At 67.1% G+C, this 17,473-nt stretch carries 18 protein-coding genes; all 18 read right to left on the reverse strand.

Features of this window, described 5'->3' with window-relative positions:
* Positions 1-52: 52 nt before the first annotated feature.
* The 18 genes from ABT354_RS11180 to ABT354_RS11265 all read right to left on the reverse strand — a co-directional run bounded on the left by ABT354_RS11180 (position 53) and on the right by ABT354_RS11265 (position 17,243).
* The gene (locus ABT354_RS11180) at positions 53-682 is read right to left on the reverse strand and encodes a hypothetical protein (protein WP_351491895.1); all 630 of its coding nucleotides are present in this window, start codon (positions 680-682) and stop codon (positions 53-55) included.
* Positions 679-1,329, reverse strand: coding sequence for a hypothetical protein (locus tag ABT354_RS11185; RefSeq protein ID WP_351491897.1), 651 nt, complete (start codon positions 1,327-1,329; stop codon positions 679-681). The genes ABT354_RS11180 and ABT354_RS11185 overlap by 4 nt, the downstream gene beginning before the upstream one ends.
* The gene (locus tag ABT354_RS11190; protein WP_351491899.1) at positions 1,329-1,895 is read right to left on the reverse strand and encodes a hypothetical protein; all 567 of its coding nucleotides are present in this window, start codon (positions 1,893-1,895) and stop codon (positions 1,329-1,331) included. The genes ABT354_RS11185 and ABT354_RS11190 overlap by 1 nt, the downstream gene beginning before the upstream one ends.
* Before the next feature lie 12 nt (positions 1,896-1,907).
* Positions 1,908-3,356, reverse strand: coding sequence for a poly-gamma-glutamate hydrolase family protein (locus tag ABT354_RS11195; RefSeq protein WP_351491902.1), 1,449 nt, complete (start codon positions 3,354-3,356; stop codon positions 1,908-1,910).
* On the reverse strand, positions 3,349-4,140 hold the full coding sequence (locus ABT354_RS11200; protein WP_351491904.1) for a hypothetical protein: 792 nt from the start codon (positions 4,138-4,140) through the stop codon (positions 3,349-3,351). The genes ABT354_RS11195 and ABT354_RS11200 overlap by 8 nt, the downstream gene beginning before the upstream one ends.
* 14 nt (positions 4,141-4,154) lie before the next feature.
* Positions 4,155-5,219 carry a hypothetical protein gene (locus ABT354_RS11205; RefSeq protein ID WP_351491906.1) on the reverse strand — a complete coding sequence of 355 codons (1,065 nt, stop codon included), beginning with the start codon at positions 5,217-5,219 and terminating at the stop codon, positions 4,155-4,157.
* Between the two features lie 2 nt (positions 5,220-5,221).
* Positions 5,222-6,724 (reverse strand): siphovirus ReqiPepy6 Gp37-like family protein, encoded by a 1,503-nt coding sequence (locus ABT354_RS11210; RefSeq protein ID WP_351491908.1) that lies wholly within the window; start codon positions 6,722-6,724, stop codon positions 5,222-5,224.
* Between the two features lie 9 nt (positions 6,725-6,733).
* Positions 6,734-7,555, reverse strand: coding sequence for a phage tail domain-containing protein (locus tag ABT354_RS11215; RefSeq protein WP_351491911.1), 822 nt, complete (start codon positions 7,553-7,555; stop codon positions 6,734-6,736).
* 186 nt (positions 7,556-7,741) lie between these two features.
* A complete protein-coding gene (locus ABT354_RS11220) occupies positions 7,742-12,265 on the reverse strand; it encodes a transglycosylase SLT domain-containing protein (protein ID WP_351491914.1) in 4,524 nt (1,507 codons plus the stop codon).
* A gap of 9 nt (positions 12,266-12,274) precedes the next feature.
* Positions 12,275-12,688 carry a hypothetical protein gene (locus ABT354_RS11225; RefSeq protein ID WP_351491916.1) on the reverse strand — a complete coding sequence of 138 codons (414 nt, stop codon included), beginning with the start codon at positions 12,686-12,688 and terminating at the stop codon, positions 12,275-12,277.
* Entirely contained in the window at positions 12,688-13,095 is a 408-nt protein-coding gene (locus ABT354_RS11230; protein WP_351491918.1) for a hypothetical protein, read from the reverse strand. Before ABT354_RS11230 ends, ABT354_RS11225 begins: the two co-directional genes overlap by 1 nt.
* A 595-nt stretch (positions 13,096-13,690) precedes the next feature.
* Positions 13,691-14,575 carry a phage tail tube protein gene (locus ABT354_RS11235; RefSeq protein WP_351491920.1) on the reverse strand — a complete coding sequence of 295 codons (885 nt, stop codon included), beginning with the start codon at positions 14,573-14,575 and terminating at the stop codon, positions 13,691-13,693.
* Positions 14,576-14,644: 69 nt separating this feature from the next.
* On the reverse strand, positions 14,645-14,992 hold the full coding sequence (locus ABT354_RS11240; RefSeq protein WP_351491922.1) for a hypothetical protein: 348 nt from the start codon (positions 14,990-14,992) through the stop codon (positions 14,645-14,647).
* Between the two features lie 4 nt (positions 14,993-14,996).
* Positions 14,997-15,371 carry a hypothetical protein gene (locus ABT354_RS11245; protein ID WP_351491924.1) on the reverse strand — a complete coding sequence of 125 codons (375 nt, stop codon included), beginning with the start codon at positions 15,369-15,371 and terminating at the stop codon, positions 14,997-14,999.
* Positions 15,372-15,382: 11 nt separating this feature from the next.
* Entirely contained in the window at positions 15,383-15,727 is a 345-nt protein-coding gene (locus ABT354_RS11250) for a hypothetical protein (RefSeq protein ID WP_351491926.1), read from the reverse strand.
* Entirely contained in the window at positions 15,727-16,050 is a 324-nt protein-coding gene (locus ABT354_RS11255; RefSeq protein WP_351491928.1) for a head-tail adaptor protein, read from the reverse strand. The genes ABT354_RS11250 and ABT354_RS11255 overlap by 1 nt, the downstream gene beginning before the upstream one ends.
* The gene (locus ABT354_RS11260; protein WP_351491930.1) at positions 16,037-16,384 is read right to left on the reverse strand and encodes a hypothetical protein; all 348 of its coding nucleotides are present in this window, start codon (positions 16,382-16,384) and stop codon (positions 16,037-16,039) included. Before ABT354_RS11260 ends, ABT354_RS11255 begins: the two co-directional genes overlap by 14 nt.
* Before the next feature lie 10 nt (positions 16,385-16,394).
* Complete coding sequence (locus tag ABT354_RS11265) at positions 16,395-17,243, reverse strand: phage major capsid protein (RefSeq protein ID WP_351491933.1); 849 nt, start codon at positions 17,241-17,243, stop codon at positions 16,395-16,397.
* Positions 17,244-17,473: the final 230 nt, after the last annotated feature.

Here is a 17,473-nt window from a genome sequence, read left to right on the forward strand (position 1 = left end):
GGTACCGAAGAGCAGGCTGAGTAGCTGGTAAATGTCGATGGGGATCCCCCTCTCATAGTGTTCCGACCCACCTGATCTCTGCGAACGAGCCCCACTTGTACTGGACGGTGATGTCGTCCCGGGCCCAGCCGAAGACGGAGGCGGAGAGGCAGTTCGCGGCGAACTGGACCTTCGTGCCGGCCGTGAGCTGCTGGACGGTGGTGTGGCCGCCGCAGAGCGTATGCGGGGTGGACTGGGCGGGGGAGAAGGCATCGACGGCCGCAGCGGCGACCGCGTCACCGGTCCCGGCGCTCGGGTCGACGCCGATGCCCACCCACAGGGCGTGCCGGTTGTCCGGCATCTCGGCGTTCGTATTCCAAGCGCCGTTGAGGGTGATGCGGTAGCGGCCGTCCACCGGGACGACGAACTGCCAGGAGGTGTCACGGCCCATCGTCTTGTCGGCCTTGGAGACGGGCACCATGCCGGGCCATGTCTGGTACGAGGTGCCGCCACCTTCTGTGCCGACCGGGTAGAACGGCAGCACGGAGAAGGAACCCCCAGCCATGTTGCTGCGGGCCAGGCCGGTCATGCGGGCCGCCGGAGGGTTCTGAAGGAAGCGGTGAACCTCGGTGACACGTCGGTTGAGCTTGGCCGCGTCGCTCAGCTCCCGGGGCGCCCAGGTCTCGATAGCGGGAATGATCACGGGAGCCTCCCGACCCAGCGCAGCTCCAGCGCGCTGCGGTTCGGCATGTCGTACCGGCCGAGGACGAAGTCCTTGTCCGCGACGCCGCTGACGTGGATCGTGTCGCTCTTCTTGAGCTGGATGGTCGTCTGGATGGACCCGAAGTAGCGGCTGACCCCGTACTGGTCGTGCTGGACGGGGCCGGGGCAGTGGGAGGCGACAGTGCCGGTGCCCAGTCCCCAGTCGCCTTCGGACCGGATATTGCGGCCGAGGCGGAAGTGGATGTTGTTCGCCTGCCCGTTGGACTCCAGGATGCCGCCGAAGGACACGGCGTAGAGACCGTCTTCCGGCGCGATCAGGTGCCACCCGATGCCGTCCGGGCTGAGCTTGGCCATCTCGCCGCCGGTGTTGTCGTACGTCTCGGCTCCCCGCATTCCCCGGCCGGGCATGTGCAGGGGAAACGACTTCCAGGTGTTGAACGACAGCCACGCACCCTGGTTGACGGCGTCGGACGGCTTGGCCTGGGCGTGGGTGCCACGCTGGCGGAGCTGGACCTTGCAGGCAGGAGGCGCATAGAGGAACCGGTGAACATCGGTGATGTATCGATTCATTGTCTCAGCGGTGACCACCTCCCGCTGTCGCCAGATGTGCACGAGCGGAGTGGCCATCAGGGCATCGCCCCCACCCACCGCATTTCAAGGTGCGAGAGTATCTGCGCGTTGCTGTTGGCCCCTAGGTAGGCGGCCGTTTCGGGGTTGACGGCCATGGAGATCCAGTGGCCCTCCGCGAGGGCGACCGTGGCCGACCCCTGTCCTACCTTCTCCGACGCACTGGCCCGGCCGAGGCCGAAGCGCAGGAAGCCGCGGTGCGCGATGTCGCCGGCGACAGTCTCGTTGCGGTTCACCGAAGCCACCGCGAAGGTCAGGCTTCCGGACACCGCCCGGACGACGACGCCAGCTGACACCTCGTAGAGGCCCTGGAGCGGAGCGGTGATCTTGAAGGGGTCGGCGGACATCAGGCCGCCCGTGGTGTCGTACGAGTGTGCCTTCCCCGCCCCCGCCCCCGGCTTGTCGAACTGGACGGTATGCCAGGCCCGCGCAGGCTTCTGCTCGCTGCCGAGATTGGCGACCGTGCGGCGGCACGCCGGCGGGGCGAGGAGCCCCCGCAGGGGGCCGCTGACGTACTTCTTCATATCGGCCGGGGAGATCGTTTCCCCGTCGGCCCAGGTCTTCATGTCGATGCGGGCTCACCCCAGGACTGTCGTTGTGCCGAGTGCGGATGCGGAGGTGTCGCCGAGGACCCAGGTGGGTCGGCCGTCGCTGCTGCCGGGAATCCGGATGGAGGCGCAGGCCGCGGTGGGGACGGTGGTGTCGAGGACCAAGACGCCGGGCGAGGCTCCTGTCCCCGGGGTGTCCGACGCGATGAGGCTGATGGCCGGGGAGCCGTACGGACCGAGGACACGGGCACGGTCGAGCACGCCGTCCGGCCAGGCGTACCCGGTCAGGTTGCTCGACCTGGCCACGACGAGCACGAGGGAGGTGTGCTCGGTGGGCGTGGTCAGCGGTACGCGGTTGACGTTGGCATGCTGGGCGATCTCCGTGATAGGAGCGATCGGAGTCTTCGAGATGTCGCCCCCGCGATAGGCCAGGGACATGGCGGTCGCGGTGACCGCGCCCTCCGTCCTCCACACCGTGTCGCCGGGGCGGCCGTCGTACGGCCAGACGGCCACGGCGAGGCTGAGCCCGTCCGCCAGGCGGTGGGTGTGCGCGACGAACCCGGCCGGGGCCAGAAGCTGAGGGACGGCCCCTTCGACCGCGCACACGGAGACGACGAAGTCCGTGACACGGGCTCCCTGCGGGACCGGCACCGACAGGTGTGTAGTCGCAGCCTGCACGGCCGTACTCGCCGCCACGAAGCGGGGGAAGGCGGTCGCGGGCGGGGGCTTGTCCTTCCAGGTGGTGCCGTCGAAGAACTGGACCGTGGGCATGGGGGCCCAGGTTGTCCCATTCCACACGCGCCGCCGTCCGGTCGCCCAGGCCGCGCCGTCCCACACCTTCACCGCGGTCAGCGGCACATCGCTGCCGATCGCGGAGACCAGGGCGTCGCGGTAACGGTAGAACGCAGGCGTGCGCTTTGCAGGGTCCTCGCGGTTCGGCCGGCTCCAGTCGTCTCCTGGGAAGAAGGACTTCCTCAACGCGGTCGTCATCTCCAACTGGACACCTCGCCCGGCCCGGTTGCGGTTCGCGATGTTCTGCGGGTGGTCGCCGTTGACCTCCTCCGCGGTGCCCCACTCGACCGCGAATCCGGCCGCCTCCAGGGCCTTGCCGATCTTCGCCGACAGCTCCGAGTCCCCGCCGCCGAGGTGAGTGACGGGCGTGTCACCGGAGAGCCCGTGGTAGGAGATCGTCCGGCGCATCTGCGACTGCAAGGCGACACACTGCGGCTCATCGAACCGTGTGCTGGTGATGTGGAGAACCCGGTTCTCGGAGGGCTTCAGCCCTTCCATGAGGTACAGAGGGTCGCCGAGCTGGACGGAGACCGCTCGCGCGATCTCGGAGGTGCCGATCTCGATGCCGCCGGCATGGACGCCGAGGTGCGAGGTGGCGGTGCTCCCGTCCACCACCACGATCCGGTAGTCGGTGCCCGCCGTCTGAGCAGCAGCCAGCGCGGCCCAGTTCGGGTATGTGTCAGCCATACTGCACCCACACGTCCCCCACCTGTGGGTTCGCGGGTGCCGTGGGTCCGGAGAAGACCCGGGCGGATCCGACGTTCGGCGCGGAGATGGCCCCGGCTGCCTCCACACGGCCGTCGGCACGGACCCGGAAGACAGCGGGCTCGACACCGGCCCGGCCCCGGGACACGCTGATCGCGGTGGCGGTGTCGGCCACGCCTTCGTACTGGCCGAGGCACAGCGGAGTGTGGCCGCCGACCGGGTCCACGTACAGCGTTCCGTCGTTCTTGAGCCGGGTGAAGTGCTGGTGCCCGGCCGGGGACTTCCCGGCCGTCTCCAGCTTGAGGACGTGGCCCGTCGAGTCGCCCGCGCGGTCCACGGCATCGGGGACCGTGATCGCCGCCCAGGTGCGGCCTTGCTCCACGGAGAGCTGGCCGCCCCGCTTGGGGAGGTAGTCGGTGAGCTGGTCGTCGGTGTATGCCTTCGATCCGTGCGGGTCGAACTGCTCCCGGTGATCCTTGAACCGCTCGCCCACCGAGTTGGAGACGAGCTTCATCCGGCCCACGCCGAAGTCGGACCACAGGAACTCGCGGCCGTCCGCTGGCCCCCAGAACCGGCCGATGACGCCGCGCTCGTCCGCGACAAGCTGTGTGATGGGTGTCCCGTTGATGTCCACCAGGTCGGTGACCTGGCTGGCGCTGTCGTCCGGGCTGTCCCAGACGAGGCCGACGGCACCGGGCACGCGGACACCGGTCTCGGTCTCGGCGACGTCGGCAGGAGTGCCGCCGAAGAGCACTCGATCTTGCAAAGGGACTCCAGGGGCTAGAACATGTTGGCTTCGTAGGTCCCGGAGAAGACGAGCGAGGACTTCCGGGGGAGGACGAGGAGATAGTCCAGGCCCTCCTTGAGGGTCTGCTCGCTCGGCGACAGCATCCGCACGACATTCGTCCTGTTCCCGATGCTCGACATGCCCGTCACCGCGACATAGTTGGGCAGGCCGCCGGCGCGGGCAGGGTTGATCAGGTAGCCGGTGAAAACCTGCCCGATATCAGGCGTCGGATTCACCGGCAGAGTGAACGAGATGGGCCCGGAGCCAGACTGCTTGATATCCGTATTCGAAGTGTTGCTGATATCGATCGCGTACGAGACGGTGTTCGGTGCGATCCACCGCCACATCCCCCGGTACAGGACCCCGCTCGGGAGCTTTCCCGTGTTGACGATCCGCGGCGCGTACGGGCGCGGCTTGCCGAGGTGCCGGGTCAGCATGTAGCCGTCACGCCCGACGAAACTTTCAAATTGTGTGTCGTTGTTATTGGAATCGAGATCGAGAAGGAAAGTCCCAGTGCGCTGGTAGCTCGCGGCCTGCGGGGCGTTCCACGGCGTGGAGACCGGCGCCGGCGCATCGTAGGGGGCGCAGTGGGTGAGGGTGATCGCGCCGTCCTTGGCCGGGACCAGGACCTCGTGCAGCACCAGTTCCCACCGCTGCCCCGGTACACGCAGCGGACGGGGTGCGACTGGAGTCTTCGACGGCTGGCCCTTGACGACCACGATGTTCGCCGAGCCCTTGGCCAGATCGACCCGGATGACGATGGTGTCCCGGCGGGGGTTCTCGACCGGGTTGGCCTCCACATCCACGGTCAGGACCGAGTCGAGTCGGTAGTAGAACCCCCCGACCCACGCCGCTCCGGGGCGCAGCTCGACGGTACGGCCGTTGACCACACGGGTGGCGAAGGGGAGGCTCGTGGCGCTGTACGAGGCGTTGACGAGCTGGAAGTCGATGCGGTCCCCACCCCAGAGTTTGGCCATGTCTTGCCAGTCGAGCTGTGATACGGCCTCCTGGCCGCCGCTCGCATTCGCCGCGGAGAACGGATAGCTCTTCTCTGCCAAACTCACATCCTCGATTCCAGCTTGCGCAATTTCTCTTTCATTTCCCAGACCGTCTTGTACAGGTTCAGGGGTTCCCCGGTGCCCTGGTTTCCGATCTTGGGTGTGACGGAGGAGATTCGGCCGCCGTCCTCCACGGAGATGTTCACTTCACGGACGATGTCCTGGTATTCCTGGCCGTCGGCTGAAACGGTCACCACGTCACCGACGAAGTAGTCCCTGCCGAACTGGATATGCTCGGTGTCGATCGGATAGATCTGGAAGCGGCCGGTCTTCTCGCCTTCCTTGAGGGCATGGGCGGCTGCTTCCTTGACGACCTCGACGTAGTGGGCGACAGCAACAGGCTTGGCCAGGAGGGTTGCCTTCATCACGTCTCCCCGGGCATCGGCCATACGGGCGCGGGCCTGGGCGAGTTGGGCGGCAGCCGCTGCCTTCTCTTCCTGGGTCGTGGCGTCGGCGAGAGCCTTCTCAGCGACCTCGACCGCCTTCTCCGCGATGCCGAGGGCGGCCTTCGTCGCGGCGAGCATGACGGTCCACTCCTTGCCCTCGGGGCCGAGGCCGATGTCCTCGAACCCGGTGGACGAGTCCGTCTTGGTGACCAGCTCAGGTCGGCCGTCCTTGCCGGTCCTCAGCGGGATGTCCCTGCGGTCCACAAGCGCTTCCCGTATGACGCCCCACTGACGCTCGCCGGCACCGTCGATCTGCTGCCAGAAGTAGCGGTCCCTGCCTTCCCCTTGGCAGCCGACGATGGCGCGGGTGACGGAGGGGGCGTTGAGCTGCCAGGTGAACATGCGGAGATTGCCCAGCTCCTTGGAGAGCCGGACATGCGCCGACCGGTCACGGCATTCGTAGACATCCAGCTCGACCCGCTTGGTCGCCGGGCTCCAGACGAAGCGGTAGCCGACGCGCGTGTCCTTCAGCCACTCCTCGACCTGTTCGCCGATGTTGTCGAACCGCAGGGTGTCCTTCACAGCAGGGCCGACTGGGACGCTCGGACCGGCATTCAGCCCGCTGACCCGCCGGTCCGGCAGCGCGCGGCTTCCCACCGCGAGGTCCACTTCTGTCCAGACGACCTGGCCCACGGGCCCGGAGACCGGGCGGGATCCCATGCCGGTGTACTGCCGGTCGAGCGGCAGTAGCCTCATCTCATCCGTGTCAGCGCTGGAGACGCCGGGAAATGCGAGGAGTCCGTACAACAGGTCGTTGTCGCACTTGCCGCCGACGTACACGGAGCCCTTGGCGGTGTGCTGGTCGGTCGTCCAGTACCGCTCGAAGGCGTCGATCTGACCGGTGAAGACAGGGCGGGCGACTCCGTCCTGATAGATGACGATGCCGCAGCCCTGGCCGAGAAGCTGTTCCTGGGGGGTGCCGCTCTTGATGAGGAGCTGCCAGGTTCCGGGCCCGTTGTGGCGGACGGTGAAGTCCAGCTTGATCCAGGTGTCTATCTCGCCGAGGATCGGCCGCTCGTCCTGCTCGGGAGCACCCCTGACGAAGACGCGGTAGGCCATGTGCGCCTCCTAGTAGGTCTTGTAGCGGGGGTGGAAGGAGAGCCGGAGCGAGGCCGCGGCGGAACCGGGGGCCAGCTCGACGGACATGGTCGAGTCCCCGGCGGGGAGTGGCCACAGATGAGGGTCGGGTGCCAGGAGCGGCCAATAATTCATTCCCTGGTCGTCCAGCAGCGTCTTCACCCCGGGGCGGGTGTCGATGACGAGCGTGCGGCCGACCGGCACAACGTCGGTTGCCGAGGCCGGTGGGATGGCGAAGGAGCCCTGCCCCTGGGAGAACCGGAAGCCGCGGACCGGACCGGTCAGCTCCCACACGGGCCAGGCGTCGGAGTCCCCGGGATTGTGGACGGTGAGGTCCGGTGTTGAGACCAGTCCCTTGTCCAGTCGCAGGGGGAGAAAGGATGCGCCGGCCGTGGTGAGGAACGGGCGGCCGTGACCGAACGTCCACTCGGCCACCTGCATCTGGTCGGCGTAGAAGAATGGGTCGAACGCCGTGAACTGCACCCCGACCCGCTGCCAGCGGAAGCCCGCTTGGTCTTCGCCTTCGTCTCCCTCGAAGCCGCCCTTGTAGTAGCAGCGGAGGGAACGGGGTTGGGCGTCGGCCTCCATGATCTTCAGAACACAATGGCCGCGGGCCGGGTCCAGCGCGTTGATTAGTTCATTCTTGAGCCGTCGCAGAGTCCGGCGGTCGATTCCGTGCAGGTACAGCGGAAGCATGACCTCGCGCTGCGCGTAACGGGAGCCGCGGACGATCGATCCGTGCAGGTTGGGGCTCGCATCGGCATGCAGCTCGACCGGGGGCATGTCGAGCCCCTGCGCTCCGGGCTGGAGCATGATCGACGGCCAGTCGCGGCCCTGGCTGCCGGTGAGGGGGATCTCGGGGCCCTCACCGGCAGCTCCTCGGAGCGAGACGTAGGTGTACCCCCACTCGGCAGGAGTCGGAGGCCGCGGCCGGGGCGGCTGCACCGGAACCTCGACCTGACCCAAAGTAGCCGGGATGGGCAATAGGACCTTCTCTCGCTAGAAGCGGCCGGCCATCACCTCTGCTGTCCGCAGGGCGCGCAGGACCGACTGCGTCGTGTCCTCAGCCTTGGCCTCGTGAATGTGGACTTCGTACCGTCGGCCCGCGACCAACTGCTCCGTCTGCCGGTCGGTATAGACGCGCTCGCCGCCGCGGAAATTGACCAGCTCCGGGCCGTGCTCGCCGACCATCGCCAGGCCGGCGGTCGCCGACTTGGTCCCGGTCCAGTACCCCTTCGTCCCGGAAAGGGCCTGGGGCCAGCGAGACCCGTACCGGCTCACGGCGTAATTGAGACCGGCGTAAATACTCGCCAGAGGATCAGTGATTCCCCGACTCCGAAAAGGTCCCGCATATGCATGGAAAGTTGTCGGAATTGTTTGCATGAGCCCCTCGGAAGGTACGCCATTCTTGGCGTTTATATCCCAAAGATTTTTTGCCTTCGGATTCCCGCCGGACTCCACGCGAATTCGGTGAAGAACGAGATCCGTGTAACTCTGGGAGAGGCCGAGCATGGCGAGGACCTGCTTCACCAGCGGCGTCCAGCGCTTCACAGCGTCCCCGCCGGGATTGATGTCGCCGCCGATCGCCTGGGCCATGTCCGGCTTCTGTGCCGACAGCTTGTCGCTGTCGGAGAAGTCGAACAAGCCCTTGGTGTTGGGCAGGGACTCGCGGGCCGTCGCGTAAACCGACCCCATGACGCGATCTGCGTAGTCCAGCGGGCTGGCACTGACATCCCGCAGGGTACCGACCATGCCGATAAGGTTGTTGTACGTGCCCGATGTGACGTCCCAAACGAGATCGACCGCATCGTTCACCGAATCCATCGGGTCGGTTGCGAGGTCCCAGGCGCCGCCGGCCAAAGCCTTGACAGATTCCCAGAGGCCGGAGAGCAGGTTGCCTGTCGCAGAGGTCAGGGTGTCAACGGAGAAGACATTCTTGAGGTAGCGATTTCCCCGCTCAACAATGTTCCCTTCCCCTCGCCACACGTCATCCCAGAAGTGATCGGCCATAATCGGCGACAACGACCCACCGAGGATTCCAACGGCCTGGCCGATACCGGTCGGTGCCCGCCGGAGCAGGGTGAACATGTCGCCGGTCGCCCAGTCGTACAGGCCCGCGAACTTCTCGGCGATGCCGGTGCCGGCGAACTGGCCAGCGCGGTCGCCGACGTTGAGCATCCCCGCCTTCGCGCCGCCGCCGATGGGGTCGGCCGTGGCGTCGTACCGCATGGTTTGCACGGCCAGGCGGCCCTGCGGGCTGATGTCCTGGAGCGCCAGGAGGTCGGTGACCTCGTTGAGGCCCAAACGCTCCACGATGCCGCCCCGGGCGAAGCGCTTCCTGTTGAGCTGGCCCTTGATGGCCATGCCGTTCCACGAGTTGATCGTGTCGGCACCGAGAGCGGCGGTGACCTCCGGCCGAAGCACCGACTCACCCGGCGATAGGATGGCCGGGATCTCGTCCACCCAGGGCTTGTACCCCGGGAGGACACCGGGCCCCATGAGACCACCGCGGGCGTGCTTCTTCGGCTTGGAAGAGCCCCCCTTGCCGCCCCCGGAACCGGGGCCGGTCTGCCGGGATATGTCGTCCAGCCTGCTGTTGAGCTTGTCGGCCTCGGCCCGTGCGTCCTTCAGCGACTTCCCGAACGCGTCCATCTTGCCGGTGATCGACTTCAGCGACCTGCCGTCGAGATGGGTGATGCGGTTCGAAATCGAGCCCGGCGAGGCTGCCGTACCAATGATCTTGTAGACATCCTCGGCCGCCCCGTACAGGCTCGCCCGGCCGCTACGGAACTGGGCACGGACCCTTGTCAGGGCCCGGCTGTCGAGCGCGGTGACCCGGCGTGAGGCGGTGTCCACCGCGTCCCGGGCCTGGTCCACAGCTCCTCTGACGCTGGTGACCTCACCCTGGAGCTGGTCCGTCTTCTTCCGGTTCAGAGCGGACACCGCACTGCCCGCGGTGCTGAGGGAGTTCTTGAGGTCCTGGACGGTGCCCTCGGTGGTGTCCACCTGGACCCGCAGCGCGACCAGCTTCCGGCCGTCGAGCCGCCCGACTTCCCGGCCGGCAGCCTCCGTGGCCTCCTCCAGCCCGCCGGCCCGCTGCTCCGTATCGCGGAACTGCGCGTGCAGGCGGGCGAGCGACGCCGAGTCGAGCGGATCCGTGCCCTGGGTGATGATCTGGCGTACAGACGCCCTGGCGTGGTCAGCAGCAGAGGAGACGGACTGGCCGCTCCCGCCGAGTGCCGCCGAGATCTGGCGGACCGAGGTCCGATCGACCTCCCGCAGGGACTCCCGCAGCTCGTCGGACCGGCGGTCGGCCGCTTCGAGCTGCCGCCGGAGATCATCGATCTCGCGGGTGATCTGGTCGGCGCGAACGTCGCGGCCCCGCAGGCGGTCGAACCCCCGCCGGGGCATGGAGCGGTCGTCGCCGCCGCGCAGCTCGGTGCGCTTGTCCTTCCACGACCCCCAGAAGCCGCGCTCGGTACCGGCTCCGCGGACGCCCGCGCCGAGCTGGCGGCCGACCTTGCCGATCCCCGCCATGCCGGCGACGAACCCGCGGGCGAGCCCGAGGGACGGGGCCATGATCCGCCCCAACTTGCCGAAGAGCTTGGCCAGCAGTCCGAAGCCGATCAGGAACGGGATGGCGACGGCAGCGATCTGCGCCGTGCGGATCAGGAAGTCACGGAGCCCCGGATGCTCATCAAGGAATCCGACCGTCTCCTTGAGCCAGCCTGTGAAGGTGGCGAGAACTTCGAAGAAGCCTTCCAGGGTCTCCTGCGTGAACGGCAACCCGGCCGCTGCGATGTCCTGGGCATCGTTGAGGAGGCCGCCTTCGTACACGCCGTCGGTGTTGCGCGTCCCCATGATCTTCTCGCCGAGGCCCGTGTACCGGACCTCGCCGGTCGCCGGATCAGTCGTGGCGAAGAGCTGCCCCGCCTCGTAGACGGCGCGTTCCTTCATCTGCTGGAGACGGCCGGTGATCGTGGCGGTGCCGACCTCGCGACCGTAGCCCTTCGACCCCGGTCGGCCCTCTGAGCCGTTCCAGTTCTCCAACAGAGCGTCAAGGACCTGCTGACCGGTGATGCCGCCGCCCTTGGTGGCGGGGGTACCCATCACCTTGTACATCTGGTCGGCGTTCTTGAAATTCAGGAGTTGGGCCATCTCCTGAGCCGGAATGCCGGTCGCGTCAATGAACTGCTTGAAGTTGCGCGTTGGAGCCCGGTCGAGGTCCATGATCTTGTCGATTGCGTAGAGCGACCGCTGCTGTTGGGAAACCGACAGGTTGCCGGCCCGCGCCATCGAGTCGAGGACGGCTTCGATGACATCGGACGTACGCGTTGCCGCCCGATCCGCTGCGCGCTGCCGGACCTCGGGGTCCTTACTGTCGTAGCCCATCTCGCGGGCCACCATGCCGCGCACCATCTTCATCTGGTACTCGTGCATGAGGTCGGAGGAGAACGGCGTGTCCACGGCGTAGAGCTGGAGCCGTTCCATCTCCCGGGCGGAGGCGTGCTGGGATACCCCAGCGGCCTTCATGCCCATCTGGCCCATGATGCGCATGTCGGCGTTCGTGACGCCGATCTGCGTCAGCAGACCCGAGACGACCGACAGTGGGCCCACGAGGTTCTGCGTGATCAGTCGGCCAGCTTCCACTGATGTCGTGCCCAGGGCGTGGATCGTCTGGCCCTGACGCTGCAACGACGCCTGGATGTCCGCGAACGGCCGCGTGGTACTGGCGTTGAGCTGCTGAAGATCCCGCCGGTAGGCCGCGATGGAATCGCGGATCGCCTTCCCTCGGAGCTGGACATCCGCCAGTTCGTGCCGCAAAGCGGCCTTCCGGGCCTGCACCATGTCGGTGAGCATCTGGCGCTCGGCCTGGTGGTGAAGCCGCCCCATCCGCTGAGCATCGGCCTGGGCCTGACGCTGCTGGCGAGCCGCCTCGGCGATCTGCGTCTGCCGGTCCCGCTCCATGCGGACCTGCGTCCGGTGGATCTCGCGATCCATCCGCGCCGAATCCTCCAGGGAACGGCGCCTGCCCGCGGCCAGCCGGCGCTGCTCGTTGTCCAGCTCCCGGTCGGCGCGGGCCATGGAGTCGAGAGTCTGCTGATGGAGGCGGAGCGCCCGCGTGGCCTCGGTGGAGTGCCCCTTCGAGCGGGCTTCTGATGCGGCGAGGGCCTGACGGGCGCGCACCGCCACCTGGGCGCCGTGGGTCCGGGTCAGCTCCTGCTCGACACGGGCGTACCGGTGTGCCTCGTCCGCATGGACAGTGCCACGCTCCCGGACCCCCTGTGCGGCCTGCCGGGTCAGCGCCCGGCTTGTCGCCTTGGCCTCCGCCAGCGCCGCCTTTGACATTCCGGTGAAGCCGCGGCTGGCCCCTGCGCCGAAGGCGCGGCCGGCCTCCCGGCCGATGGCGCCCATCTCTCGTGTGAGGGTGGAACGCATCTGACCGAGGGCTCGCCGGTCAAGGTGCGGCTCGATCGAGATGTACCCGGTGCCGATCTTGATCGCGCCACGGGGGCCTGCCACTGCCGCCTCCTAGAGGGTGTTCATGCTGGTCAAGAAGGCGGTCAGCTCGCGGGCGTCGGCGAAGTCGCGCTCTGGCTCTGGGGCTGCGGACGTTGCCGTCTGACCGGGGCGCGGGATGGGCTCGGGGAGCTGCAACCCGTCTGAGCGCTCTGAATTCGCTTTGATGAAAAGGAAGTTGGCGACCTCGGCGGCATCGGAGAGTCGGGCGATGAGGTGATCAGTGACTGACCACTCCGCAGAGGCGTCGAGTGCCGCGAGGAAGGCGGAGCGCCCCGGCCGCTTCAGCAGTGACTGAAGGAGGACATGGACGCGGCGCAGGGAGAGCCGCCCACGCCACAGGTCCAGCAGGTCCACTCCGAAGTGCTCCAGGCAGTCCGCCTCAAGCTCATCGGAGAACTGCTGCACGGCCTGGACGGCCGCCATCAGTTTCCCGGGTCACCAAACCCGGCGGCCACGGCCACCTTCTCCGCGAGCCTCTGGAAGTCCCGGATGGTGGCGCCCGTGGCCTTGTATACGGCCCACTGCTCTCCGAGGATCAGCTTGATCACCTCGATCTCGTCCTCGGTGTCGAGGAGACCAACCGGCATGTCGAGCGGGGCCGGCACCGTGTATTCGACGCCGCCGTGCTCGAAGGTGGTCGGCTGGTGGGTGGCCTCAGCCTTCTTCGAGGCGTCAGTCTGTCGCGCAGGCTTCGACGTGGTGATGAGATCTCCAAACAGAAAAAGGCCCCTGCAAAGGGGCCTGGAAGCAATGGGGAGTTTGAGGAGCCGGGGAAGTGTGCCCTCCCCGGCCAGGGCGCACGGAACTGCTTTCGCTGCTATGCAGCCCAACTACCGTTGGACACCGCACCCGAGCGGAACCTGAAGATGAAGGACCACCCGTCAGGAACATCCAGGACGATCGGATTCCACGCACCACCGGTTGTAGCCACCCAGCCGTAGGGGCAACTCGTGCCCCCAGTGCCGTCAGTCCAGCACACGGTGATGTGACGGTTTGTGTTCGGCCTGATGTAGATGTCGCTACAGGCAGATGTGGTGAAGAATTCCCGACCCGCAGGAAGATCCACGGTATTGATCGGTTTCGAGTAGCTCCTCGCGCTGTCAAAGCAGGCTGCCGGGGCACTTTCGTTGGCTTGGGCGGCCGGAGCCAGGACCAGAGTGCTCAAGAGCACTGCTGAGCCCATGCTGCTCATGATGACGTTCCTGCGTGAGTTCACGATGAATCCCCCGGGTTGATGTTGATCTCCGATATGAGATCTATACAACGTCCAAGTCGGAAGATGGATTAATCAATCTTGCCAGGGGTTACGGGTCAACGTCGAGGACTACTACCGGCCAACTCATGGTCTACTGGAGTGTCTGGTTCGTAGATCACCAGTTGGCCCCAGGTCGGCATCACGGAGTGATTGGCACTGTCAGTCCACTTCTAGATTGGCGATTTGGTGGTGACGGTCAGCGATCCGGCCTGCGCCTCGACGCCGCCCACCGTGACCTTGATGACGTAGGCCCCCTCGATGGCGTCTGCGGCCACGGTGATCACGGAGGTGACGTTGCCGAAGGCGTCGGTTGTGGCGAGGGCCGCAGTCACCTTGCCCTCGGAAGGTCCAGTGATGGCGATGACCGCTGCCGTGTTCACCGGGAAGTGATCACCGGTGAGTGTGACGGAACCACCCTGCTCGGCAGTGTTCCCCGACAGATGTGCCGCTGCGGGCTCCGTGATGACGGAGCCGGAGTCGTCCAGGTCGTCGTTGGTGAGGACGTAGCCCAGGCCGCCGGCGTAATCCAGGGCGTTGATGGTCAGCTCGTAGCGCCCGTTCTCGACGCGCTGGAGCTGGATGGCGCCGCGGTCGGAGATCATCGCGCGGCCGATGACGCAGCGGTAGCGCACGTCGCCCTGGCCCCAGTCCACGACAAGGGTGATCTCCGTGATGTTCGGGCTCGACTTCAGGTCCAGACGGTAGAGGCCGGGGGTTTCCCGGGATTCCACCCACGGAGCGCCGAAGAACAACTCCGTAGTGACACGCGAGGTCTCCATCAAAGTGGCCTTGATCTGGAAGGCGGCCGACTTGACGGTGTACAGCACGGGGACGGCGGACTGCCACACATTCACGGGTTCCGTCTCGATTGACGGGGTGATGGTGACGCCGGACTCATCGACATAGCCAAGGGCCTGGTACGGGGCGCCAAGCTGGTCAAGGCCGACGGGGAGTGCGGCTATGGTGCCCGGCGCGACGCTCGACACCGATGCAGGAGCAACGAAAAGCTGCCCCTTGGGGGCGAAGCGGATCTTGTGTGGATTACCGACCGACAAAAACGTTTTTCCTAACGAAGGGCACAAGAAGAGCCCCTCAAGGGGGCTGGGGGGAGGGGGGAGGGGGAGTCAGCCGGTGGACCAGGTGATCGAGCCGATCTCCGGTACGGCTGGCGGTATGTACGGCACCGGGGGCGTCCGGTAGGCGGCACTCCACTGGGACTCGCCACCGTCGAGGACGGACAGCTTCGCTCGGACCTCGAAAAGGTCGCCTTCGCGGAACGATGCTCCGTACGCCTCCTGCGTCAGCGTGAAGCCGGTGGCGGGCCAGTCCTGGCCTGTGGCGATCTGCCGTACCCGCTCTGCGGCCGGAGTGTCCGGGTGCGCTGTCAGATGAGCGATCTCAAGGACGATCTCCGTCCCCGGAGTGCCTGCCCACCCTTCCCCGATGAAGTCGAACGACATGGCGGGCGTCATGGGGCTACTCCTCTATATATGAGACGGCGACCTCACCGCCGTAGCAGTGCTCGCGGGACGTGTCGTCGGGCAGATAGCGGACGGCATCGATGTCCGCGGCGTCGAGCACCAGGGCCCCGTCCACCGCTTCTCCGGGGAGCTGGTCAAGCAGGATGCTCCGGACCCGGTGGGCGAGCGCGGCGGCCGACTCGCGTTGTGCTGCGTAGATGCTGTACTCGATCTCGGCGCGGTCCATCCGGTGCCGCACGGCCCGGTGCCCGCCGGCATGCTCCAGGTACACCGTGGTCGAGCCGGGGTCACGGCCGACGAGGTCACCGGTCACCGCCTGTCCGGGCAGGTCGGGCAGCGCGGCCCGGAGGAACGCGACGAGGAAGGCCACGGGGTCGAGCGTCACTCGGCCCTCGCCCGGAGGAGCGCCGCCTTGAGGTAGTGCCGGCCGGGATGGCGGCGCCCGCGGCGGTCGGTCCAGCCACGCTCCTGGAGCATGGCGTGGCGCACCTTGGGATGGTCCTCGACGGTGACGTTGCCGCGCCAGCCCCACTGATCCGCTGCCACAGCGGTGCTGATGTGCTTCCGGATCTGGTTCCAGTTGTCCTTGGTGGCGGAGCGGCGCGGGGCGCTGCGGATCGCATCAGCCGTGATGCGGGTGGCGTGGAGTGTGACCGCGAAGCGGGTGCCGTCGGACTGGAAGACACGGTGCTCCCAGCCGGGCTCGAAGGCGATTCGAAAATTCATTAGTTCATCGCCCTCCAGGCTCGGATGCGGATGTGGCGCAGGGAGCCCTGAGACCACCGCATCGGGGGGCCATCGACGTCGTAGGTCCGGCCCGCCACGGTGATGCGGTCGGTGGAATCGACGGGAACGCCCCAGGGCAGGTAGACGATCAGGCGCTCCTGCGCGGTCTCGCGCTCGGGACTGCGGGCCTCGAATCCGCGGTCCGGCTGGACGCCGGCCAGCCCCGACCACACCGGCCGTGCGGTCGGCCAGTCGCGGCGGGTGGTGTAGGTGCCGGGCACCAGCTCGGCGCGGAGGACGGTGACGGGGTCACGGAAGTGCACTGTCCCCCCGGGTGAGGGGGACGGAGCGCAGACCGGGGCGGTAGCGGCGGAGCGCGGCCTTGGCGATGGGGGAGAGCTGCTGGGCGGAGGAGACGGAGCCGAACTCCACCTCCAGGTCCCCGGTCCGCTCCCGGACCACACCGGGCTGGACGGCGAGCCAGCGGATCACCTCGGAACACAGGACGGCCCGGATCCCGGGCGCGTCCTCGCTGTACGAGGTGCCGCAGTAGTCCCGGGCCAGGGCGGAAGCGTCCGCGATGAACGCTTCCACCCGGGGCTTCTCTTCGGGAGCGAAGGTCCGGCCGATCCTGACCTCGATGTCAGATACGGTCACGGCCAAGGTCTCAGGCCGTCACCTTCGGCTTCGCCGAGAAGACGACCAGCTGCTCCGGTCGGACGATCTTGGCGTCGTAGAAGATGCGGCTCTTCACCGCAGTGGTGAACTTCGCCTCCGGCTCGTACTGCTTCATTTCCGCATGCGGCATGAGCAGGGAGACGGCGGCCGTGGAGCCGAGGATCATGTCGATCCCGGAAGCGTCGGTGTGCGCGGACTTCGTGAACTTCTGCGTGCTCCGGACGTGGTTGCCCAGGGTGGTCGTGGAGTACACGGGCACGCCCAGGATCTCGCCGATCTGGCCTGTGGGCATGACCGCGGCCCCGCCCCAGTGCGAGGCGTTCTTGAACTCCGGGGCCCGCAGGATGGCCGACTTCACCTTCGGCGAGATGACCAGGTACCGGGAGTCGGGGGCCTGGTTGACATCCAGCTCCTGCATCATGTCCACGAAGATGTCGTAGACATCGTCGGTGAGGCGGTCGCCGGGGGCGTTGGGTGTGGACCCCTCGAACTTCTTGACCTTGCCGTGCAGGGTGTTGGCCGCCGGTGCCCCACCGGACTTGACCCCGTTGTAGTCCTTCCCCTCGACGCCGAAGGCGATGGTCTTGGCAATCAGCGAGTCGATGGCGATGGCGGTCTTCCGGGCCCGCTGCGCCAGCAGCTCCAGGAAGAGGTTGACACCGTTCTTGGTCTGCCACTGGTGCACGCCGTCCACCTCCAGCTTGAAGCTAGATCCCTTACGGACGGCGACGTCCATGTACTCCAGGGACGCGTGGTCGGCCTCGCCAGCGATCTCGCCGTAGGCCGGGACCGTGCCCTTGTCCTCGACCGTGTCCACGAAGTGCGGGACGTGCAGCACATCGCCCTCGCGCCGGAACTCGCCCTCGAAGTTCCGGTTGCAGATGGTCGGGGACCCGAGGACCAGCTTCTCTTCGAGGTCGTGGAGGAGCAGGGCGGTGTAAAGCTCAGGGACGAAAACGTTTCCGCTGTTGATCTGGTAGCCGTCGCCAGCAGCGGTGTTGAAGCCGTTAGAGAAAACCGGGGCAGAGGTAATAGGTGGTGCTCCAATAAAAAATGCCGCCCGGGGGC

It is taken from the genome of Streptomyces sp. NPDC000594 (assembly GCF_040299965.1).
Taxonomy (GTDB): domain Bacteria; phylum Actinomycetota; class Actinomycetes; order Streptomycetales; family Streptomycetaceae; genus Streptomyces.